Here is a 20,641-nt window from a genome sequence, read left to right as displayed (position 1 = left end):
TTTGCTGATAGCTGCGGTGGGCATTGATTGTAATTAAGATGGCCCCATCTTTGTCTTATCCGTTTCCTCAGCCAAGGTGCCAACCGTGAGCGCGAACAACCCACTTCTGCAGTCCTACGACCTGCCGCCGTTCTCGGCGATCCGTGCCGAGCACGTCCAGCCGGCCATCGAACAGATCCTCGCCGACAACCGTGTCGCCATCGAAGGCATCCTGCAAAGCCAGGGTAAAAATCCGACATGGGCCGGGCTGGTCCTGGCGATGGACGAACTGAACGACCGCCTGGGCGCCGCCTGGAGCCCGGTCAGCCACCTCAACGCCGTGTGCAACAGCGCCGAACTGCGCGAAGCCTACGAGGCATGTCTGCCTGCGTTGAGCGCCTACTCCACTGAAATGGGCCAGAACCGCGCACTGTTCCAGGCTTTCGAAGCCTTGGCCAACAGCCCGGAAGCGGCCGGCTTCGATGTGGCGCAAAAAACTATCCTGGAACATGCCCTGCGTGACTTCCGCCTGTCGGGTATCGATTTGCCGCCTGAGCAGCAAAAACGTTACGCCGAAGTGCAGAGCAAGCTGTCGGAGCTGGGCAGCAAATTTTCCAACCAGTTGCTGGACGCCACCCAGGCCTGGACCAAGCATGTGACCGATGAGGCCCGCCTCGCTGGCCTGACCGACTCGGCCAAGGCGCAAATGGCCGCTGCCGCCCAGGCCAAGGGGCTCGACGGTTGGCTGATCACCCTGGAGTTCCCGAGTTACTACGCGGTGATGACCTACGCCCAGGACCGCGCCCTGCGCGAGGAAGTCTACGCGGCCTATTGCACCCGTGCGTCGGACCAAGGCCCGAATGCCGGTCAGAACGATAACGGGCCGGTGATGGAACAGATCCTCGACCTGCGTCAGGAGCTTGCTCAACTGCTGGGCTACGCCTCTTTCTCGGAACTGAGCCTGGCCACCAAGATGGCCGAGTCCAGTGACCAGGTGCTGAGTTTCTTGCGTGACCTGGCCAAGCGCAGCAAGCCGTTTGCCGCTCAGGACCTGCAACAGCTCAAGGCTTACGCCGCCGAACAAGGCTGCGCCGACCTGCAAAGCTGGGACAGCGGTTTCTACGGTGAAAAACTCCGTGAGCAGCGCTACAGCGTGTCCCAGGAGGCCCTGCGCGCCTACTTTCCGATCGACAAAGTGTTGAGCGGGTTGTTCGCCATTGTGCAGCGTCTGTACGGCATCGAGATCGCCGAGCAAAAAGGTTTCGATACCTGGCATCCGGACGTGCGTCTGTTTGAAATCAAGGAAAACGGCCAGCATGTCGGCCGCTTCTTCTTCGACCTGTACGCCCGCGCCAACAAGCGTGGCGGTGCCTGGATGGACGGCGCCCGCGACCGTCGCCGCACGATCGACGGCGTGCTGCAAAGCCCGGTGGCTAACCTGGTGTGCAATTTCACCCCGGCCGACAGCGGCAAGCCTGCGCTGCTGACCCACGACGAAGTGACCACCTTGTTCCACGAGTTCGGCCACGGCCTGCACCACCTGCTGACCCGCGTTGAGCACGCCGGCGTGTCCGGCATCAACGGCGTGGCCTGGGATGCGGTGGAGTTGCCGAGTCAGTTCATGGAGAACTGGTGCTGGGAGCCGGAAGGCCTGGCGTTGATCTCCGGTCACTATGAAACCGGTGAGCCGCTGCCGCAGGACTTGCTGGAGAAAATGCTCGCGGCGAAGAACTTCCAGTCGGGCCTGATGATGGTGCGCCAGTTGGAATTCTCGCTGTTTGACTTCGAACTGCACGCCACCCACGGCGATGGCCGCACCGTCGCGCAGGTGCTCGAAGGCGTGCGTGATGAGGTTTCGGTGATGCGCCCGCCGGCCTACAACCGCTTCCCCAACAGCTTCGCGCATATCTTCGCGGGCGGTTACGCGGCGGGTTATTACAGTTACAAGTGGGCCGAAGTGCTGTCGGCGGATGCCTTCTCCAAATTTGAAGAAGACGGCGTGCTCAATCCCGAGACTGGCCGTGCCTTCCGCGAGGCGATCCTGGCCCGTGGCGGTTCCCAGGAACCGATGGTGCTGTTCGTCGATTTCCGCGGACGCGCGCCGTCGATTGACGCACTCTTGCGCCACAGCGGCCTGAGTGAGGACGCGGCAGCATGAGTGAAGGGCCTGTGATTACCAAAAAGCAATTTATCGCCGGGGCGGTCTGCCCGGCGTGCAGCGAGCCGGACAAGCTGAAGATGTGGACCGAGGACAGCGTGCCACATCGTGAATGCGTGGCCTGCGGCTATACCGATACGCTCAATGATCAAGGGCTGTCGGTGCCCAGGGAGTTGGGCACGCGGGTCAATACATCGGCGTTGGAAGCGCCTGACCCGAAGGTGCAGGCGGTGCAGTTTTTTCCTAATCCGAAGCTGAAAAAAGACTAAAAAAAGCGGGGCACCCAGTGCCCCGCTTTTTTTTTGCGACTCAACAGCGTGTAGTCAGAGCTTTTTCTCGTCACTTTGCGAAGTGGTGATCCAGCTTTTCATCGAGCACAGGGCGAAGGCGCTGGTGCTGCAATCGCCATTGGCCAAGGCGGTGCGCAATTTGTCGATATCGGCTTTCATCATGTAGCGAACGCCGTCCTTGAAGCCATTGCTGGTGCCGAAGCCGCCCAGGGTCATTTCGTTCAGCGCATCTTCCTTGCTCCACCCTTGCACGACCACGCGATACATCGCAGCCATCAGGCCGGTGCGGTCAGAGCCGTGTTTGCAGTGCATCAACACCGGGCCGTTGGCCTGGGCCTGCTGAATGGCGCGCAGGGCCGCGAGCACGTCAGTGTCGTCGACATGGTTGGTGCGATAGGTCAGTTGAACCTGTTTGATATCCGTCGATTTCAGCCAGCTGGCGTCCGATTCCGGCAGGAAGTTGATGACCGTGCCAATCTTGAGTTTTTCCAGCACAGGCACTGCACTGCTGTCCGGCAACGCGCTGCGATAGAGCGTGGGCGTCATCTGGTGCAGGTTGAATTGGTCGCCCACGGGCTGGGCCCATTCCGGCGAGCGCGTCGATGGGGCGTCCTCGGCTTGAGCGTGAACGCTTGCGAACAGTGCCATGAACACCAGGCCGAAGGCGGGCAGCAATCGAATCTTGAACATGCGCTTTGTAACCGAATAGGGAAATGGCTGATGGGCCACAGATTCGCCTACAGGCGGTCAACAGGGCGTGAGGCCCTCGTCAAAGAATTGTGAACAGTCGGTACTGATCTGCTGTTTTTTTGCAGCTCAGTTGACTATTCCAAATCCTTAGGCTGCTATCATTTGTAACTATTGGTTGCCAGGATGTGTCATGCCTGGGAATCCATGCCTTCACGCTGCTCCCAGAAGTGGCGGACAAACCCGTGACCCCATGATGAGGTGCCCCCATGTCTGATCAAGATCAAGACAACCCGCGGCGCGACTTTTTGCGCAAATCCTTGACCTTGATCCCGGTGGTCACGGTTGCCAGCACCAGCCTTGGCGGTTCAATGCTGATGGCCACGCCGGAGCCCGCCCAGGCGGCACCGGCCAAGGTGCCTGCGAGCGATAAAGCCTACGAGCCGAGTTATTTCACCGCTGAAGAATGGGCGTTTATCAACGCTGCCGTCGCCCGACTGATTCCCGCCGATGCCCAGGGCCCTGGCGCATTGGAAGCGGGAGCCCCGGAATATATCGACCGTCAGATGAACACGCCTTACGCCAGTGGCGCGCTGTGGTTCATGCAAGGCCCGTTCAATGCCGATGCAGCTCCCGAGATGGGCTGGCAGAGCAAATTGGTGCCCAAGGAGATCTATCGCCTGGGTATCGCCGCGACGGATGCATGGTCGAAAGCGTTCAACGGTAAAGTTTTTGCTGCGCAAGACAGCGCTACCCAGGATGACATGTTGCGTCGTCTTGAGGCGGGCGGCAGTGAAGTGAGTGCACATTTTGAAGCGGTGCCGGCGAAGATGTTCTTCAACCTGCTGCTGCAAAACACCAAGGAAGGCTTCTTTTGCGACCCGATCCACGGGGGCAACAAAGGTATGGTCGGCTGGACCATGATCGGCTTCCCCGGCGCCCGCGCCGATTTCATGGATTGGGTGGAACGCAACGAGCAATACCCCTTCCCGGCTGTTTCCATCCGCGGCGAGAGGGCATAAACGTGGCGACCATCATGAAGAAAGTGGATGCGGTGATCGTAGGCTTTGGCTGGACCGGCGCGATCATGGCCAAGGAGCTGACGGAGGCTGGCCTCAACGTGGTAGCGCTGGAGCGCGGCCCGATGCAGGACACTTACCCGGACGGCAACTATCCCCAGGTCATCGACGAACTGACCTACAGCGTGCGTAAAAAACTCTTTCAGGACATCTCCAAGGAGACGGTGACCATTCGCCACAGTGTGAATGATGTCGCCCTGCCTAACCGTCAGTTGGGTGCGTTCCTGCCGGGCAATGGCGTAGGTGGTGCGGGTTTGCACTGGTCGGGGGTGCATTTTCGCGTCGACCCGATCGAGCTGCGCATGCGCAGCCACTATGAAGAGCGCTACGGCAAGAATTTCATTCCCAAAGACATGACCATCCAGGACTTCGGCGTCAGCTACGAAGAGCTGGAGCCTTTTTTCGACTATGCGGAAAAAGTCTTCGGCACCTCCGGCCAGGCCTGGACCGTCAAAGGCCAGTTGGTGGGTGAAGGCCGGGGCGGCAACCCGTATGCGCCGGACCGCTCCAACCCGTTCCCGTTGGAGGCGCAAAAAAATACCGTTTCCGCTCAGCTGTTTCAGAAAGCCGCTACCGAGGTCGGTTACAAGCCTTACAACCTGCCATCGGCCAATACGTCGGGGCCGTACACCAACCCCTACGGCGCGCAGATGGGGCCGTGCAACTTCTGCGGTTTCTGCAGCGGTTACGTGTGCTACATGTACTCCAAGGCTTCACCGAACGTAAACATTCTGCCGGCTCTGCGCCAGGTGCCGAATTTCGAGCTGCGGCCCAATTCCCACGTGCTCAAGGTCAACCTCGACAGCACCGGGAAAAAAGCCACCGGCGTGAGCTACATCGACGCCCAGGGCCGGGAGTGCGAGCAGCCGGCGGATCTGGTGATCCTCGGCGCCTTCCAGTTCCATAACGTGCGCTTGATGCTGCTGTCGGGCATCGGCAAACCCTACGACCCGATTACCAATGAGGGCGTGGTGGGCAGGAACTTCGCCTACCAGAACATGGGTACCATCAAAGCCTTCTTCGACAAGGACACCCACACCAACAACTTCATCGGTGCGGGCGGCAATGGCGTGGCCATCGACGACTTCAACGCGGACAACTTCGACCATGGGCCACACGGCTTTGTGGGCGGCTCGCCGATGTGGGTCAACCAGGCGGGTAGCCGGCCGATTGCCGGTACCTCCAACCCACCGGGCACCCCGGCCTGGGGCAGTGCCTGGAAACGCGCCACTGCCGATTACTACACCCACCAAGTATCGATGGATGCCCACGGCGCCCATCAATCCTACCGGGGTAACTACCTGGACCTGGACCCGGTGTACCGCGATGCGTACGGCCAACCGCTGCTGCGGATGACGTTCGACTGGCAGGAAAACGACATCAAGATGAACCGATTCATGATCGAGAAGATGGGCAAGGTCGCCGAAGCGATGAACCCCAAAGCCATTGCCGTACTCGGTAAAAAGGTCGGGGAGCACTTCAACACGGCGTCCTACCAGACCACCCACCTCAACGGCGGCGCGATCATGGGCACCAACCCGAAGACCAGTGCGTTGAACCGCTATCTGCAGAGTTGGGATGTGCACAACGTGTTTGTTCCGGGGGCTTCCGCGTTCCCACAAGGCTTGGGCTACAACCCTACCGGCCTGGTGGCGGCGTTGACCTATTGGTCGGCGCGGGCGATCCGCGAGCAGTACCTGAAAAACCCCGGCCCGCTGGTACAGGCATAAGGAGCGATGAGCATGAAAGCATTCGTTATCGCCTCTCTGGCGGCCTCACTGGGGTTATTCAGCAGTTGCTCGGTCAGTGCGGCTGAAACCGATTTGATCAAACAGGGCGAATACCTGGCCCGCGCCGGCGACTGCGTGGCCTGTCACACCGCCAAGGGCGGCAAGCCCTTTGCCGGTGGCCTGCCGATGGAAACCCCGATCGGCGTGATCTATTCCACCAACATCACGCCGGACAAGACGGGCCTGGGCGACTACAGCTTCGAAGACTTCGACAAGGCCGTGCGCCATGGCGTCGCCAAGAACGGTAGTACGCTTTACCCGGCGATGCCCTACCCGTCTTATGCACGCGTCAGCGACAGCGACATGCAGGCCTTGTACGCGTATTTCATGAAGGGTGTCGAGCCGGTCGCCCAAGCGAACAAGGACAGCGAGATTCCCTGGCCCTTGAGCATGCGCTGGCCTTTGGCGGCGTGGCGCTGGATGTTTGCCCCGGCTGTTCAGGCGCAACCGGCCCAGGCTGCGGCCGACCCGGTGATCAGCCGTGGCGCTTACCTGGTAGAAGGTCTCGGCCATTGCGGCGCTTGCCATACACCGCGTGCCTTGACCATGCAGGAAAAAGCCCTGAGTGCGACTGACGGCAACGCGTTCCTGTCCGGCAGTGCGCCACTGGAAGGCTGGATCGCGAAAAGCCTGCGTGGCGACCACAAGGACGGCCTTGGCAGTTGGAGCGAAGCGCAACTGGTGCAATTCCTCAAGACCGGCCGCAGTGATCGCAGCGCTGTGTTTGGTGGCATGAGCGACGTTGTAGTCCACAGCATGCAGTACATGTCGGAAGATGACCTGACGGCGATCGCCCGTTACCTCAAGAGCCTGCCGGCGGTCGATCCGCAGGATCAGCCGCACCAGTACGACAAACAGGTGGCTGAGGCATTGTGGAAAGGCGATGACAGCAAGCCGGGCGCGTCGGTCTACATCGACAATTGCGCGGCCTGCCATCGCACGGACGGCCATGGTTATACGCGGGTGTTCCCGGCGTTGGCGGGTAACCCGGTACTGCAGACGACGGATGCCACGTCGTTGATCAACATCGTGTTGAATGGCGGCACCTTGCCGGCGACCCACACCGCGCCGTCGACCTTCACCATGCCCGCGTTCGCCTGGCGTCTGTCGGACCAGGAAGTCGCGGATGTGGTCAGTTTCGTTCGCGGCAGCTGGGGTAACAAGGGGGCCCCCGTGAAGGCCAGCGACGTGGCAAACCTGCGCAAGAGTGATATGCGCACCACCTCCGGCGATGACCTTGGGCAAGTGACGAACAAGCACTGATCCGCAATGGCCGCCAAACGGCACTGGTCAGAAACCTTGCGCCTCGATACTGTATATAAAAACAGTATCGAGGCGTTTTCATGTCTACTGCGCTGCCGCCCCGTGGCCGGGGCACGGCCACCAACCTGCACAACCGCTTTGCGCCTACCGTCAGCGTGGCCGAGGACGACGGCTGGTTTCAGGAGGTGCCGCCGACCCAAGGCACCGAAGTGCGTATCGAGACGGCCAAGTCCATCATCACTCGCAACAACTCGCCGGACTTGCCGTTTGATCGTTCGATCAACCCCTATCGCGGCTGCGAGCATGGCTGTATCTACTGCTATGCACGGCCCAGTCATGCCTATTGGGACATGTCGCCAGGGCTGGATTTCGAAACCCGGCTGATCGCCAAGACCAATGCCGCCGATGTGCTGGAGCAACAGTTGTCCAAGCCCGGCTATGTCTGCGCGCCGATCAACCTGGGGTCCAACACCGACCCGTACCAGCCTGTCGAACGTGAGTACAAGATCACCCGGCAAACCCTCGAAGTCCTGCTGCGCTACCGGCACCCGGTGACGATTATCACCAAAGGCTCGCTGATATTGCGCGACCTTGACCTGCTGGCCGAGTTGGCCCGCCAGCGCCTGGTGGCGGTGATGATCAGCCTCACCAGCCTGGACGACGAACTCAAGCGCATCCTGGAGCCGCGCACGGCGGCGCCCAAGGCGCGGTTGCGGGCGATTCGGGTGATGCGTGAGGCGGGCATCCCGGTTGGGGTGCTGTGTTCGCCGATGATTCCCATGATCAACGACAGCGAACTCGAAAGCCTGCTCACTGAAGCTCACGCGGCCGGCGCGCAAAGCGCGGCGTACATGATGCTGCGCCTGCCGCTGGAAGTGGCGCCGCTGTTCGAGGAGTGGCTGGCCGCGCATTACCCGCAGCGTGCGGCCCATGTGATGAGCCTGGTGCGCCAGGTGCGGGGTGGCGAGGTGTACGACAGCCGTTTCGGCGTGCGCATGCGCGGCGAAGGGCCGTTTGCCGATTTGCTGGCGCAGCGCTTCAGCAAGGCGCTCAAGCGGTTGGGCCTGAACCGTCGGGAAGGCTTCAACCTGGACTGCACAGCGTTCTGCCCACCGGGCAGACAAATGGCATTGCTGTAAACTGCCTAGGAATGTCGCACTGTTTATGTAGGAATAGTCGCGTTTTGATATCACTGAAACCCGCGATCTAGAGCGGTTCATTCAGTTTGAGTTAAGTTTCGATGGTTACCTTGTTCCGCGAGTGACTGATAAGTCTGCGTCGCCGCTGTAGGAATTTTACTGGCTGGCGTCGATCTGACCTGAATACTCCCCCTGCATTAATCAAGAGGATGAATCATGAGTGACAAGGATAAACAGCCGTTGGCTGCGTCGGCTTCAGCCCCTCAGGTGGCGGAATCCGCCGATGCAGCGCTAAAGCATATCGTTGACGGCTTTTTGCATTTCCATCACGACGTCTTCCCGCAGCAGGAAGAGCTTTTCAAGAAACTCGCCACGGCCCAAAGCCCACGAGCGATGTTCATTACCTGCGCCGACTCGCGCATCGTGCCCGAACTGATCACCCAGAGCTCCCCTGGCGACCTGTTCGTGACCCGTAACGTCGGCAACGTAGTGCCGCCCTACGGCCAGATGAACGGGGGTGTTTCCACCGCGATCGAGTACGCGGTACTCGCCCTGGGTGTGCAGCACATCATTGTGTGCGGGCATTCCGATTGCGGCGCCATGCGTGCGGTACTCAACCCGCACACGCTGGAAAAGATGCCGACGGTCAAAGCCTGGTTGCGTCATGCCGAGGTCGCCAAGACCATGGTCCATGACAACTGCGACTGCGCCACTGAAGGCGAGAGCATGAAGTTGGTGACCGAAGAAAACGTCATCGCCCAACTGCAACATTTGCGCACCCACCCGTCCGTGGCTTCGCGCATGGCCAATGGTCACTTGTTCATCCACGGCTGGATCTACAACATCGAGACCAGCGAAATCCGGGCCTACGATGCGGAAACAGCGGCATTTCGACCGTTGAACGGCACCGAGCCGATCCCTTCCGCGACGCCTAAAGCGCGCTTTTAAAACACTTCCCTGCCGGGTAGAGCGGTGGCTGCCATGGATGCAGCCAGGCTTTGCCGCGCCCGGCGAATGCCTCGGGAGAGTCATCATGCGTGCTGCTCAATTGAAAGCTGTACTGCCACGGGAGCTGCTGGCTTCCGTGGTTGTGTTTCTGGTTGCCCTGCCCCTGTGCATGGGCATTGCGATCGCTTCCGGCATGCCGCCGGCCAAGGGGCTGATCACCGGGATCATCGGTGGCCTGGTGGTGGGTTGGTTGGCGGGCTCGCCGTTGCAGGTCAGTGGCCCGGCCGCGGGGTTGGCGGTGTTGGTGTTTGAACTGGTACGCCAGCACGGCATGGTGATGCTGGGACCGATCTTGCTGCTGGCGGGGTTTCTGCAACTGGTGGCGGGCCGCTTGCGCCTGGGTTGCTGGTTCCGCGTGACGGCGCCGGCAGTGGTATACGGCATGTTGGCGGGGATCGGCGTACTGATCGTGCTGTCGCAGATTCACGTGATGCTCGACGGCGCGCCCCAGCCCTCGGGGCTGGCGAACCTGGCGGGCTTTCCGGCTGCGCTGGGCGAGGCGATGCCGACCCTTGGCGGTGGCCTTGGTTGGCAGGCCGGCCTGCTCGGCTTGTCGACGATGTTGGTGATGTATGGGTGGGATAAATTGCGCCCGCAAAGCCTGCGTTTCGTTCCCGGCGCCCTATTGGGTGTGGGGCTGACGACCGTTGTCAGCCTGGTGCTGGCCTTGCAGGTCAAGCGCGTGCAAGTGCCGGAAAACCTTGCCGATGCCATCGACTGGCTGCGCCCCAGCGATCTGCTGAACCTGGCCGATCCACAGTTGTTGATCGCCGCGTTTGCTGTGGCGTTTATTGCCAGCGCAGAGACCTTGCTCTCTGCAGCGGCGGTCGATCGGATGCACAGCGGCCAGCGCTCCGATTTCGATAAGGAGTTGTCGGCTCAAGGCGTGGGCAACATGCTGTGTGGCCTGGTCGGCGCGTTGCCGATGACGGGTGTGATCGTACGCAGTTCGGCCAACGTGCAAGCCGGCGCCACCACCCGCATGTCGGCCATGTTCCACGGTTTGTGGCTGTTGGCTTTCGTCTTGCTGCTGTCGAGCGTACTGCAAAGTATTCCGGTGGCGAGTCTGGCGGGTGTGTTGGTGTATACCGGGATCAAACTGGTGGACATCAAGGCGTTCAAGGCGCTGGGACGCTATGGGCGCATGCCGATGTTCACCTATGCCGCGACGGCGTTGGCGATCATCTTCACCGATCTGCTGACGGGCGTGCTGGTGGGCTTCGGGCTCACGTTGGTGAAGCTGGCGTTCAAGGCGTCACGCTTGAAGGTGAGCCTGATCGACCTGCCGCAAGAGGGCGAGATGGAGTTGCGCCTGACGGGTGCGGCGACCTTCTTGAAGGTGCCGGTACTGACCCAGGTGCTGTCGACAGTGCCGGCGGGGACTACCGTGCATGTGCCGCTGAACAACCTGAGTTATATCGACCATTCCTGCCTGGAGTTGCTGGAGGAATGGGGCCGGGCGAATGCGGCCAAGGGGTCGACGCTGGTGATCGAGGCGCGTGGGTTGAAACGACGTTTGGAAGGTAGGGTGCGTACCACCGTGGGGATCGGGTCGGCGCCTTCTACTACCTGATTCAGCCGGAAACTGTGGGCGGGGGCCAGCCCCCTCCCACACTTGATCTTTGCAGGCCGGAAAATTCAGGCAGGCTGATCCAGCGATAACTCCACCCCCAGCTGCCGCGACAGGCACGGCCAGCGTTTCCACGCCGCTTCCGTATCCGGGCTTTTGAGTGTCTCGCGATAGGCCTCTACCGACTCCAGCGCAAAGTTCTCTTCGTTGAGCATTTCATCTACCGCCAGATGCACCGCCTCATCCAGCTGATTGGCGAATTGCTCGCCGATCAATTGGTGAGCAATCAAATTGGCCACGGTGGTATCGGTTGGAATCAGCGGTTGGCCGAAGTGCTTGATATACAGATCGTTGACCTCTTCCACCAGGCGATGGGCCAGGTAGGCTTCGTCCAGCAGGCCGTCGAGGCCCTCGTGCCCTGCCAGTATTGCAGGGGGCTGCAGGAAGAAGTGCTCGGCGATCTTCAGCACCGGCTTGATCTGGCTTTCAATGCCGGCTTCGCGGGCCACGTCGTTGGCGGCTTCCAGCAAATCGGGAACGAGGTCGATGTAGGCCGTCACGAAGCGAGTCATGACAATGTTGCGATCACCGTCAGCCAAGGCGATGGCCGAATGCAGGTGCGGCAATTGTTTTTCCAGCTGCTGGGCAAGCTGGCCCGTAGTGGCTTCGTGTTGATGGGCACGGGAAATCTGCTCGCGCAATGCGGCGGTGTTCATGAAAACTCCAGTGAAACAGGCGTAGGAAAAGGGAGAGGATAAGGTAGCTCGTTTATACGAGCACCTAAGATGCATTTGTCATAATTATTTCATGGTTATGCACAGCGGTTATATCGAATTGCCATCTCGCGTCGGATAAACGTTTGCGCCCCCTGTTTTATTAGCTCCGCCCGTCGATTTTTGTTGATTTGCCCCTACACATTGCGGGGTTGCAGGTGCTGTCTATACTCGGATTTGTACGCAATTAGCTGATGACGCCCAACTGCATGAAGCAGGCAAGGCTTGGCGGTTGTAAGCAGTATGGAAGCCGCTCCCTTCGCCGCAGGTGCAAACCGGCGGGATAACAAGAAACATAAAGGGGAACCCGCAATGACGCGACATCCACATGTTTGGATGGGCCTCCTGTTGTGGTCGGTATTCGGCCAGGCGCACGCCGCCTGGACAACGAATATGGCGCCAGGGGCGACTGAAGTCAGTCACGCCGTGTTCGACCTGCACATGACCATTTTCTGGATCTGTGTGGTGATCGGCATCGTCGTGTTTGGCGCGATGTTCTGGTCGATGATCCTGCACCGTCGCTCTACCGGCCAAGTGGCGGCGAAGTTCCACGAGAGTACGACCGTGGAGATTCTCTGGACCGTGGTGCCCTTTCTGATCCTGGTGGCCATGGCCATTCCGGCGACCAAGACCCTGATCAACATCTATGACAGCAGTGAGTCGGATATCGATATCCAGGTCACCGGCTATCAGTGGAAGTGGCACTACAAATACCTGGGCCAGGATGTGGAATTCTTCAGCAACCTGGCCACGCCCGCCGAGCAGATTCATAACCAGGCCACCAAGGGCGAGCATTACCTGTTGGAAGTCGATCAGCCGCTGGTGCTGCCAGTGGGGGCCAAGGTGCGCTTTCTGGTGACGGCTGCCGACGTGATCCACTCCTGGTGGGTGCCGGCCTTTGCGGTCAAGCGCGATGCCATCCCCGGCTTCGTCAACGAGGCCTGGACCCGTATCGAGAAGCCCGGCATCTACCGTGGCCAGTGCGCCGAGCTGTGCGGTAAGGACCACGGCTTCATGCCGATCGTGGTCGATGTCAAATCCAAGGCCGACTACGACACCTGGCTTGGCGAACGCAAAGCAGAAGCGGCCAAGCTGCAGGAACTGACCTCCAAAGAGTGGACGCTCGACGAACTGGTGGCCCGTGGCGACAAGATCTACCACACCACCTGCGTGGCCTGTCACCAGGCCGAAGGCCAGGGCTTGCCGCCGATGTTCCCGGCACTCAAAGGCTCGCCGATCGCCACCGGGCCGAAGGAAGACCACCTGCACCGCGTCTACTTCGGCAAGCCCGGTACCGCCATGGCTGCGTTTGGCAAGCAGCTATCGGAAGTGGATATCGCCGCCGTGGTGACCTACGAACGCAACGCCTGGGGCAATAACAAAGGCGACATGGTCACGCCCAAAGACGTGCTGGCCCTGAAACAGGCGCAAAGCCAATGACTGCCTTCACTGCGTATGCCTTGAACCCATCCGCCCACTCGCGTGCAGGAGAACGGCCATGAGCACTGTGATCGACCATGGTCATACCGACCATGCCCACGGCCCCGCCAAGGGCCTGATGCGCTGGGTGCTGACCACCAACCACAAAGACATCGGCACCCTGTACCTGTGGTTTGCCTTCACCATGTTCCTGCTTGGCGGCTCGTTCGCCATGGTGATCCGTGCCGAGTTGTTCCAGCCGGGCCTGCAGATTGTGCAGCCGGCGTTCTTCAATCAGATGACCACCATGCATGGCTTGATCATGGTGTTCGGCGCCGTGATGCCGGCCTTCGTCGGCCTGGCCAACTGGATGATCCCGCTGATGATCGGCGCGCCGGACATGGCCCTGCCGCGCATGAACAACTTCAGCTTCTGGTTGCTGCCGGCGGCGTTTCTGCTGCTGGTCTCGACCCTGTTCACCCCGGGCGGCGGGCCGAACTTCGGCTGGACCTTCTACGCCCCGCTCTCCACCACCTACGCGCCGGAAAGCGTGACGTTCTTTATTTTCGCCATCCACCTCATGGGCGTCAGTTCGATCATGGGCGCGATCAACGTGGTCGCCACCATCCTCAACCTGCGCGCGCCGGGCATGACGCTGATGAAGATGCCGCTGTTCGTGTGGACCTGGCTGATCACGGCGTTCCTGTTGATCGCGGTGATGCCGGTACTGGCCGGTTGTGTGACCATGATGCTGATGGACATCCACTTCGGCACCAGCTTCTTCAGCGCGGCCGGTGGTGGTGACCCGGTGCTGTTCCAGCATGTGTTCTGGTTCTTCGGCCACCCGGAGGTGTACATCATGATCCTGCCGGCCTTCGGCGCCGTCAGCTCGATCATCCCGACCTTCTCGCGCAAGCCGCTGTTCGGCTACACCTCGATGGTGTACGCCACGGCGAGCATTGCGTTCCTGTCGTTCATCGTGTGGGCGCACCACATGTTCGTGGTCGGCATTCCGTTGGTGGGCGAGTTGTTCTTCATGTACGCCACGCTGCTGATCGCGGTGCCGACAGGGGTGAAGGTGTTCAACTGGGTCAGCACCATGTGGCAAGGCTCGCTGACCTTCGAGACGCCGATGCTGTTCGCCGTGGCCTTCGTGATTCTATTCACCATCGGCGGTTTTTCCGGGCTGATGCTGGCAATCGCTCCGGCGGATTTCCAGTACCACGACACTTACTTTGTGGTGGCGCACTTCCATTACGTACTGGTGCCTGGGGCGATCTTCGGCATCTTCGCTTCGGCCTATTACTGGCTGCCGAAATGGACCGGTCACATGTATGACGAAACCCTGGGCAAGCTGCACTTCTGGCTGTCCTTCGTGGGCATGAACATGGCGTTTTTCCCGATGCACTTCGTCGGGCTGGCCGGCATGCCGCGCCGGGTGCCGGACTACAACCTGCAGTTCGCCGATTTCAACATGGTGTCGTCCATCGGTGCATTCATGTTTGGCGCCACGCAGATCTTCTTCCTGTTCATCGTGATCAAGTGCATCCGCGGCGGCCCCCCTGCGCCGGCCAAGCCGTGGGACGGGGCCGAGGGCCTGGAGTGGAGTATCCCCTCACCCGCGCCGTACCACACCTTCACCACGCCGCCGGAGGTCAAATGAACCCCCTTCTGTATGGCGAACCGGCTCCCTGTGGGAGGGGGCTTGCTCCCGATGGCGGTGTGCCAGTCGACACTATTATTTGCAGTGATACGGCTGTCGGGAGCAACTCGCCTCCCACATTGGGTATGCGCCATGCTTGAGTCAGTACCGATCAAGCGCCTGGTCACGCGACTGCTGATCCTGGTGGTGGCGATGTTCGCTTTCGGCTTCGCCCTGGTGCCGATCTACGACGTGATGTGCAAGGCGTTCGGCATCAACGGCAAGACCGCAGGGCAGTACGAGGGTGAGCAGGTGGTCGACCCGACGCGCCAGGTGCGCGTGCAGTTCTTGTCCACCAACGCGATCGATATGGTCTGGGAGTTTCACTCCAAGGCTGACGAGGTAGTGGTCAACCCAGGAGCGGTCACCGAGATGCTGTTCGTGGCCTACAACCCCACCGACAAAGCTATGACGGCCCAGGCGGTGCCGAGCATTTCGCCGGCCGAAGCGGCGATGTATTTCCATAAGACCGAATGCTTTTGCTTTACCCAGCAGGTGCTCCAGCCAGGTGAGCGTATCGAGATGCCGGTGCGCTTCATCGTCGACCGGGCGATGCCCAAGGATGTAAAGCATCTGACCCTGGCGTACACGCTGTTTGACATCACTGCGCGCCAGCCGCCGGTGGCCGTCCGCAGCGGCGGCTAGCTACTGTTTGCCCCCTCAATCAGGAGAGCGAATACATGTCGTCTCATGATACGTACTACGTACCAGCGCAAAGCAAATGGCCCATAATTGCCACGTTTGGCATGTTGATCACCGTGTACGGCCTGGGCGTGTGGTTCAACGACCTGAAGGCGGCGCGCCCGGAATCCCACGGGCCGTGGATCTTTTTCGTCGGTGGCCTGCTGCTGGCCTACATGCTGTTCGGCTGGTTCGGCGCGGTGATCAAGGAAAGTCGCGCCGGTTTGTACAGCCCGCAGATGGACCGTTCGTTTCGCTGGGGTATGACCTGGTTCATCTTCTCCGAGGTGATGTTCTTCATCGCGTTCTTCGGTGCGCTGTTTTATGTACGGCACATGTCCGGGCCATGGCTGGGCGGTGAGGGTCATAAAGGCATCGCACACATGCTGTGGCCGAATTTCGAATTCACCTGGCCGCTGCTCAACAATCCGGACCCGAAACTCTTCCCGCCGCCGGAAGGCACCATCAGTCCGTGGGGCTTGCCGCTGGTGAATACGATCTTGCTGGTCAGCTCCAGCGTGACCATCACCATTGCCCATCACGCGTTGCGTAAAGGTCATCGTGGCGCGCTGAAATTATGGCTGGCGCTCACCGTGCTACTGGGTTGGGCGTTCCTGGGCTTCCAGGCCGAGGAGTACATGCATGCCTATAAGGAGCTGGGCCTGACCCTGGGTTCGGGGGTGTATGGAGCAACCTTCTTCATGCTCACAGGCTTTCATGGCGCTCACGTGACCATCGGAACCCTGATTCTGTTTGTGATGCTGATGCGCATCTTGCGTGGGCATTTCAATGCCGAGCATCAGTTCGGCTTCGAGGCGGCCAGTTGGTATTGGCATTTCGTGGATGTGGTGTGGATCGGCCTGTTTTTCTTCGTTTATGTGCTGTGAGGTGCCTTACCACGGCGCATGAGAAACCAGCTGGCCGCTGAAAAAGCCCCAGGCGATCAAGCCCACGGTGATTGCGGCCAGGACGACACGCACGGTCAGGGCAGTGACGAGGCGGTTGGAGTGGCCCTCGTCCTTGACCAGAAAGAACAAGCCACTGAACAGGCTCACGACAGTCGCAATCAGCATCAGGGCAATGGCGGCTTTGAGCATGGTCTGGCTCCAGGGCGTTTATAGGGAGGGGCGATGAAAACCAGTATAGCCAGTGCTATCGCGCGCTTTCGCCCCGGTATCGCTCCCACGTTGGTGGTGCTGGTGCTGCTGCCGTTGATGGTGGGCCTGGGGTTCTGGCAGTTGGCTCGCGGCCATGAAAAACAGCTTCTGGTGGACCGTTACGCCGAGCGGCGGGTGGCCGACCCGATCAGCAGCGCGCAACTCGGTGACATGGCCGATCCCGCCTTCCACCGTGTGCGCTTGCGTGGTCAGTTCGACGGCGAACATAGCGTGCTGCTCGACAACCGCATGCGTGACGGCCGTGCGGGGGTGGAACTGCTGCAGCCGTTTCACGACCAGGCCAGCGACCTGTGGTTGCTGCTCAATCGTGGTTGGCTGCCCTGGCCGGACCGGCGCACGCCACCGGTCTTCACGACACCTGAACACCCAGTGAATCTGGACGCCTGGGTATACGTCGCCCCTGGCGAAACTTTCCAGTTGCAGGCCGACCCGGCAACCCGGCAATGGCCGCGCCTGCTCACCGCCCTGCACCCCGCCGCGTTGTGGGCCGAGTTGGGCCGTAGCGGGTTCGCCTACGAGCTGCGCGCCGAGCCCGGCCCTGGTACGTACGACACCACCTGGGCGGTGGTCGCCATGGGCCCGGAAAAACACTTGGGATATGCCGTGCAGTGGTTCGCCATGGCACTGGCGTTGCTGGCGCTTTACCTCTACCTCGGATGGCACAACAAGAAGGAGAAGTCCCATGGGAGCGGCCATGAATCCACCCAGCATGTCTGAGGCCCCTGCCCGGCGCAAAGGCCGCTGGCAGCTGATGTTGATCCTGATGATGGTCATCGGGCCAATGGTGCTGGCCACCTTCATGTACAAGTTGCAGTTCTGGGTGCCGGACAGTCGCAGCTACCACGGTGAAATGATCGGCAACGGCCAGACCCGCGCCGACATCGGCGTGCAGGCGGATGAAGAGCGCTGGCAACTGCTGGTCACCGCGCCCGCCCCCTGCGCCGACGATTGCCGGCAACTGGTGTACCTGGCGCGCCAGCTGCAAATCAGCCTGGGCCGCGATGCTTCCCGGGCCAGCCACGCACTGGCCAGTGCCCAGCCGGTGAGCGCTGAGTACGAGGCCAGGCTCAAGGCCGAGTACCCGCAACTGCAGCGCTACGCGCTGGACCTGTCGACCTTCACCAAAGACGCTGCCGCACCGGGTGAGGCGCAACTGTGGATCGTCGATCCTCACGGCAACCTGGTGTTGCGCTACGACGCCAAGGTCAAGGGCAAGGACCTGCTCAACGACCTGCGCCTGCTGCTGAAACTGTCGAACATCGGATAAGGGCATCGTCATGGCCAAACCTGGATTTCGCCTCGCGTTGTTTGCCACCTTGCTGGCGCTGCTGGTCGTGCTGTTGGGTGCCTACACCCGCCTGACCCACGCCGGCCTGGGTTGCCCGGACTGGCCCGGTTGCTACGGCTTTATCAGCGTGCCCAAGACCGAAGCCCAGTTGGCCCATGCCGAGCTGCATTTTCCCGACTCGCCGGTGGAGGCGGACAAAGGCTGGGCCGAAATGACTCATCGCTACTTTGCCGGCACCTTGGGCGTGCTGATCGTGCTGTTGGCGGCGCGTTCGTGGAGCCATCGGCGTGACCCCGGCCAGCCGGTAAAATTGCCGCTGTTCTTGCTGACGGTGGTGTTCGCCCAAGCGGCATTCGGTATGTGGACAGTGACATTGAAGCTGTGGCCGCAGGTGGTCACCGGCCATCTGCTGGGCGGCTTTGCGACCCTGAGCCTGCTGTTCCTGCTGACCCTGCGCTTGTCCGGCGTGTTGCCCGCGTTGATCGTGCCCAAGCGCCTGCAATATTGGGCAACGGCAGGGTTGGTGCTGGTGATAGGGCAGATTGCGCTGGGCGGCTGGGTCAGTTCCAACTATGCGGCGGTGGCCTGTATCGACCTGCCGACGTGCCACGGCCAGTGGTGGCCGGCGGCGGACTTTGCCAATGGTTTTCACCTGACCCAGCACATCGGCCCCAACTACCTGGGCGGGCAGCTTGATAGTGATGCGCGCACGGCCATCCACCTGACCCACCGTATCGGCGCGGTTATCGTCGCGGTGGTGTTATTCGGCCTGGCCTGGCAGTTGCGCGCCGTGGGCATGACCCGGCTGGCGGGCTTGCTGCTGATCGCCCTGGCGGTGCAAATCGGCCTGGGCCTGAGCAACGTGTATTTCCATCTGCCGCTGCCGGTGGCCGTTGCGCATAACGCAGGGGGCGCGGCGTTGTTGCTGACGCTGGTGCTGGTCAATTATCACGCGCGTACCAGCCTGGTTCAGGTGCGTAATCAGTTGCCGTTCGGTTGGCGCTTCATTGCGCGCAAACAGGTGTCGGGCATCATTACGCTCAAGGGAGAAATGCCATGGCGGCCTTGATCGGCGCACGTCACGATCAGGCGATCTGGCGTGACTACCTGGAGCTGACCAAGCCTAAGGTAGTGGTGCTGATGCTCATCACGTCTCTGGTGGGCATGTTCCTCGCCACCCGGGCGGGCGTGCCATGGACGGTGCTGGTCTTCGGTAACCTGGGCATTGCCCTGTGTGCCGGTGGCGCGGCGGCGGTCAATCATGTGGTGGATCGACGGATCGATGCGGTGATGGCGCGCACCCACAAAAGGCCATTAGCCGAGGGGCGGGTCTCTCCAGTGGCCGCGTTGGCCTTTGCATTGTTTCTGGCGGTTGCGGGCCTGGTTCTGTTGCTGGTGTTTACCAACCCACTGGCGGCGTGGCTGACGTTGGCCTCGTTGCTCGGTTACGCGGTGATCTACACCGGTTTTCTCAAGCGTGCGACCCCGCAAAACATTGTTATCGGCGGCCTGGCCGGTGCGGCTCCGCCGCTGCTGGGCTGGGTTGCCGTCACCGGGCACGTCAGCGCCGAGCCGTTGTTGCTGGTGTTGATTATCTTCGCCTGGACCCCGCCCCACTTCTGGGCCCTGGCCATTCACCGCAAGGAGGAATACGCCAAGGCCGATATTCCGATGCTGCCGGTTACCCACGGCGAGCATTACACCAAGGTGCATATCTTGCTCTATACCTTCGCATTGCTGGCGGTGAGCTTGATGCCGTATGTGATTCACATGAGCGGCCTGCTGTACCTGGCCTGTGCGCTGGTATTGGGCGGACGCTTTCTGCAATGGGCCTGGGTGCTGTACCGTGGCAGCAAGCCGCACGCGGCGGTCAGCACCTTCAAGTACTCTATCGGGTACCTGTTTTTGCTGTTTATCGCCCTGCTCGTAGACCACTACTTACTGTTGAACCTATGACCCGAACTCAAAAAACCGTGTTTATCCTGGTGGCCATCGTCGCGTTGATCATGGGCCTGACCGTCAATAAAGTGCTTTCGGGCAAGGGTCAGGGTGATCCTACCGCGCTGATCGACGCCGGCATCATCTTGCTGCCCCAGAGTCGCCAGTTGCCGCCGGTGACCATGACCAATCAGGACGGCCAGCCCGTGCTGGTCAACGAATTGAAAGGCAAGTGGAGCCTGCTGTTCTTCGGCTACACCTTCTGCCCGGACATCTGCCCGACGACGCTTGCGCAGCTGCGTCAGATCAAGAGCGAACTGCCCAAGGAGGCGCTGGACAAGCTGCAGGTGATCCTGGTCAGTGTCGACCCGAACCGCGATACGCCGACCCAGCTCAAACAGTACCTGGGCTATTTCGACCCGCAGTTCCAAGGCCTGACCGGCGCGAATGTCGAGGAGGTGCAGAAGGTCTCGAATGCCGTGAGCATTCCGTTCATTCCGGCTGATACCAGCAAGCCGAACTACACCGTCGACCACAGCGGCAACCTGGCGCTGATCGGGCCGGATGGAACGCAGCGTGGGTTTATTCGCGCGCCGTTGAACAACCAGAAGCTGGTGGCGCAGTTGCCGGTTTTGCTACAGCGCAAATGAAGCGGGACGCAGAGCGTCCCGGGCTGCTTTCCCACGCGGAGCGTGGGAA

At 60.9% G+C, this 20,641-nt stretch carries 20 protein-coding genes; 17 read left to right on the top strand and 3 right to left on the bottom strand.

Annotated elements, in window-relative coordinates:
• Positions 1-85: 85 nt before the first annotated feature.
• Positions 86-2,137 (top strand): oligopeptidase A, encoded by a 2,052-nt coding sequence (prlC, locus tag JBE38_RS10390; protein ID WP_205344258.1) that lies wholly within the window; start codon positions 86-88, stop codon positions 2,135-2,137.
• Positions 2,134-2,406 (top strand): YheV family putative zinc ribbon protein, encoded by a 273-nt coding sequence (locus JBE38_RS10385; protein ID WP_205344257.1) that lies wholly within the window; start codon positions 2,134-2,136, stop codon positions 2,404-2,406. The genes prlC and JBE38_RS10385 overlap by 4 nt, the downstream gene beginning before the upstream one ends.
• Before the next feature lie 54 nt (positions 2,407-2,460).
• On the opposite strand, the gene JBE38_RS10380 is transcribed toward JBE38_RS10385, so the two are convergent.
• On the bottom strand, positions 2,461-3,117 hold the full coding sequence (locus tag JBE38_RS10380) for a dual specificity protein phosphatase family protein (protein ID WP_198761112.1): 657 nt from the start codon (positions 3,115-3,117) through the stop codon (positions 2,461-2,463).
• A gap of 266 nt (positions 3,118-3,383) precedes the next feature.
• Here JBE38_RS10380 and JBE38_RS10375 point away from each other — a divergent pair, with 266 nt between their 5' ends.
• The 6 genes from JBE38_RS10375 to JBE38_RS10350 all read left to right on the top strand — a co-directional run bounded on the left by JBE38_RS10375 (position 3,384) and on the right by JBE38_RS10350 (position 10,966).
• Positions 3,384-4,136 (top strand): gluconate 2-dehydrogenase subunit 3 family protein, encoded by a 753-nt coding sequence (locus JBE38_RS10375; protein ID WP_104995103.1) that lies wholly within the window; start codon positions 3,384-3,386, stop codon positions 4,134-4,136.
• Positions 4,137-4,138: 2 nt separating this feature from the next.
• On the top strand, positions 4,139-5,923 hold the full coding sequence (locus JBE38_RS10370; protein ID WP_060756518.1) for a GMC family oxidoreductase: 1,785 nt from the start codon (positions 4,139-4,141) through the stop codon (positions 5,921-5,923).
• Between the two features lie 12 nt (positions 5,924-5,935).
• A complete protein-coding gene (locus JBE38_RS10365; RefSeq protein ID WP_205344256.1) occupies positions 5,936-7,246 on the top strand; it encodes a cytochrome c in 1,311 nt (436 codons plus the stop codon).
• 80 nt (positions 7,247-7,326) lie between these two features.
• Positions 7,327-8,385 carry a PA0069 family radical SAM protein gene (locus tag JBE38_RS10360; protein ID WP_205344255.1) on the top strand — a complete coding sequence of 353 codons (1,059 nt, stop codon included), beginning with the start codon at positions 7,327-7,329 and terminating at the stop codon, positions 8,383-8,385.
• 216 nt (positions 8,386-8,601) lie between these two features.
• Positions 8,602-9,333, top strand: coding sequence for a carbonic anhydrase (locus tag JBE38_RS10355; protein WP_060756515.1), 732 nt, complete (start codon positions 8,602-8,604; stop codon positions 9,331-9,333).
• Between the two features lie 85 nt (positions 9,334-9,418).
• Positions 9,419-10,966, top strand: a complete 1,548-nt coding sequence (locus JBE38_RS10350; protein WP_205344254.1) for a SulP family inorganic anion transporter — start codon at positions 9,419-9,421, stop codon at positions 10,964-10,966.
• A 65-nt stretch (positions 10,967-11,031) separates the two neighbouring features.
• Here the strand turns inward: JBE38_RS10350 and JBE38_RS10345 are convergent, their stop codons facing one another.
• Positions 11,032-11,679: a hypothetical protein gene (locus tag JBE38_RS10345; RefSeq protein WP_205344253.1), complete on the bottom strand. Its 648-nt coding sequence runs from the start codon at positions 11,677-11,679 to the stop codon at positions 11,032-11,034.
• A gap of 369 nt (positions 11,680-12,048) precedes the next feature.
• On the opposite strand from JBE38_RS10345, the gene coxB reads away from it, so the two are divergent.
• From coxB to JBE38_RS10325, 4 genes are all read left to right on the top strand, one after another.
• Positions 12,049-13,176: a cytochrome c oxidase subunit II gene (gene coxB / locus JBE38_RS10340; RefSeq protein ID WP_060756512.1), complete on the top strand. Its 1,128-nt coding sequence runs from the start codon at positions 12,049-12,051 to the stop codon at positions 13,174-13,176.
• Between the two features lie 58 nt (positions 13,177-13,234).
• Positions 13,235-14,818 carry a cytochrome c oxidase subunit I gene (ctaD, locus tag JBE38_RS10335; protein ID WP_090367733.1) on the top strand — a complete coding sequence of 528 codons (1,584 nt, stop codon included), beginning with the start codon at positions 13,235-13,237 and terminating at the stop codon, positions 14,816-14,818.
• Between the two features lie 132 nt (positions 14,819-14,950).
• Positions 14,951-15,502, top strand: a complete 552-nt coding sequence (locus JBE38_RS10330; protein WP_060756510.1) for a cytochrome c oxidase assembly protein — start codon at positions 14,951-14,953, stop codon at positions 15,500-15,502.
• A 35-nt stretch (positions 15,503-15,537) separates the two neighbouring features.
• Positions 15,538-16,425, top strand: coding sequence for a cytochrome c oxidase subunit 3 (locus JBE38_RS10325; RefSeq protein WP_205344252.1), 888 nt, complete (start codon positions 15,538-15,540; stop codon positions 16,423-16,425).
• A 6-nt stretch (positions 16,426-16,431) separates the two neighbouring features.
• Here JBE38_RS10325 and JBE38_RS10320 read toward each other — a convergent pair whose 3' ends face one another.
• Positions 16,432-16,635: a twin transmembrane helix small protein gene (locus JBE38_RS10320; protein WP_060756508.1), complete on the bottom strand. Its 204-nt coding sequence runs from the start codon at positions 16,633-16,635 to the stop codon at positions 16,432-16,434.
• A 33-nt stretch (positions 16,636-16,668) separates the two neighbouring features.
• On the opposite strand from JBE38_RS10320, the gene JBE38_RS10315 reads away from it, so the two are divergent.
• The 5 genes from JBE38_RS10315 to JBE38_RS10295 are packed head-to-tail and all read left to right on the top strand — an operon-like array spanning position 16,669 to position 20,592.
• Positions 16,669-17,433 carry an SURF1 family protein gene (locus JBE38_RS10315; RefSeq protein ID WP_205344251.1) on the top strand — a complete coding sequence of 255 codons (765 nt, stop codon included), beginning with the start codon at positions 16,669-16,671 and terminating at the stop codon, positions 17,431-17,433.
• Complete coding sequence (locus JBE38_RS10310) at positions 17,399-17,983, top strand: hypothetical protein (protein ID WP_060756506.1); 585 nt, start codon at positions 17,399-17,401, stop codon at positions 17,981-17,983. The genes JBE38_RS10315 and JBE38_RS10310 overlap by 35 nt, the downstream gene beginning before the upstream one ends.
• A gap of 10 nt (positions 17,984-17,993) precedes the next feature.
• On the top strand, positions 17,994-19,073 hold the full coding sequence (locus JBE38_RS10305) for a COX15/CtaA family protein (RefSeq protein ID WP_205344250.1): 1,080 nt from the start codon (positions 17,994-17,996) through the stop codon (positions 19,071-19,073).
• The gene (cyoE, locus tag JBE38_RS10300) at positions 19,061-19,960 is read left to right on the top strand and encodes a heme o synthase (RefSeq protein WP_205344249.1); all 900 of its coding nucleotides are present in this window, start codon (positions 19,061-19,063) and stop codon (positions 19,958-19,960) included. Before JBE38_RS10305 ends, cyoE begins: the two co-directional genes overlap by 13 nt.
• A complete protein-coding gene (locus JBE38_RS10295) occupies positions 19,957-20,592 on the top strand; it encodes an SCO family protein (RefSeq protein ID WP_090367723.1) in 636 nt (211 codons plus the stop codon). The genes cyoE and JBE38_RS10295 overlap by 4 nt, the downstream gene beginning before the upstream one ends.
• The last annotated feature ends 49 nt before the right edge of the window (positions 20,593-20,641 follow it).

Origin of the sequence: Pseudomonas sp. ICBG1301 (genome assembly GCF_016918385.1) — a bacterium.
Classification (GTDB): domain Bacteria; phylum Pseudomonadota; class Gammaproteobacteria; order Pseudomonadales; family Pseudomonadaceae; genus Aquipseudomonas; species Aquipseudomonas palleroniana.
Note: the sequence above shows the minus strand (reverse complement) of the source record. Positions and strands in the feature narration are given on the sequence as shown.

Coding starts and splice junctions, on each gene's coding strand:
- JBE38_RS10320 (WP_060756508.1), bottom strand. CDS start 16,635: ATGCTCAAAGCCGCCATTGCCCTGATGCTGATTGCGACTGTCGTGAGC.
- ctaD (WP_090367733.1), top strand. CDS start 13,235: ATGAGCACTGTGATCGACCATGGTCATACCGACCATGCCCACGGCCCC.
- JBE38_RS10355 (WP_060756515.1), top strand. CDS start 8,602: ATGAGTGACAAGGATAAACAGCCGTTGGCTGCGTCGGCTTCAGCCCCT.
- JBE38_RS10330 (WP_060756510.1), top strand. CDS start 14,951: ATGCTTGAGTCAGTACCGATCAAGCGCCTGGTCACGCGACTGCTGATC.
- JBE38_RS10305 (WP_205344250.1), top strand. CDS start 17,994: ATGGCCAAACCTGGATTTCGCCTCGCGTTGTTTGCCACCTTGCTGGCG.
- JBE38_RS10375 (WP_104995103.1), top strand. CDS start 3,384: ATGTCTGATCAAGATCAAGACAACCCGCGGCGCGACTTTTTGCGCAAA.
- JBE38_RS10380 (WP_198761112.1), bottom strand. CDS start 3,117: ATGTTCAAGATTCGATTGCTGCCCGCCTTCGGCCTGGTGTTCATGGCA.
- JBE38_RS10345 (WP_205344253.1), bottom strand. CDS start 11,679: ATGAACACCGCCGCATTGCGCGAGCAGATTTCCCGTGCCCATCAACAC.
- JBE38_RS10315 (WP_205344251.1), top strand. CDS start 16,669: ATGAAAACCAGTATAGCCAGTGCTATCGCGCGCTTTCGCCCCGGTATC.
- JBE38_RS10385 (WP_205344257.1), top strand. CDS start 2,134: ATGAGTGAAGGGCCTGTGATTACCAAAAAGCAATTTATCGCCGGGGCG.
- JBE38_RS10310 (WP_060756506.1), top strand. CDS start 17,399: ATGGGAGCGGCCATGAATCCACCCAGCATGTCTGAGGCCCCTGCCCGG.
- JBE38_RS10295 (WP_090367723.1), top strand. CDS start 19,957: ATGACCCGAACTCAAAAAACCGTGTTTATCCTGGTGGCCATCGTCGCG.
- JBE38_RS10350 (WP_205344254.1), top strand. CDS start 9,419: ATGCGTGCTGCTCAATTGAAAGCTGTACTGCCACGGGAGCTGCTGGCT.
- JBE38_RS10325 (WP_205344252.1), top strand. CDS start 15,538: ATGTCGTCTCATGATACGTACTACGTACCAGCGCAAAGCAAATGGCCC.
- JBE38_RS10365 (WP_205344256.1), top strand. CDS start 5,936: ATGAAAGCATTCGTTATCGCCTCTCTGGCGGCCTCACTGGGGTTATTC.
- coxB (WP_060756512.1), top strand. CDS start 12,049: ATGACGCGACATCCACATGTTTGGATGGGCCTCCTGTTGTGGTCGGTA.
- JBE38_RS10360 (WP_205344255.1), top strand. CDS start 7,327: ATGTCTACTGCGCTGCCGCCCCGTGGCCGGGGCACGGCCACCAACCTG.
- cyoE (WP_205344249.1), top strand. CDS start 19,061: ATGGCGGCCTTGATCGGCGCACGTCACGATCAGGCGATCTGGCGTGAC.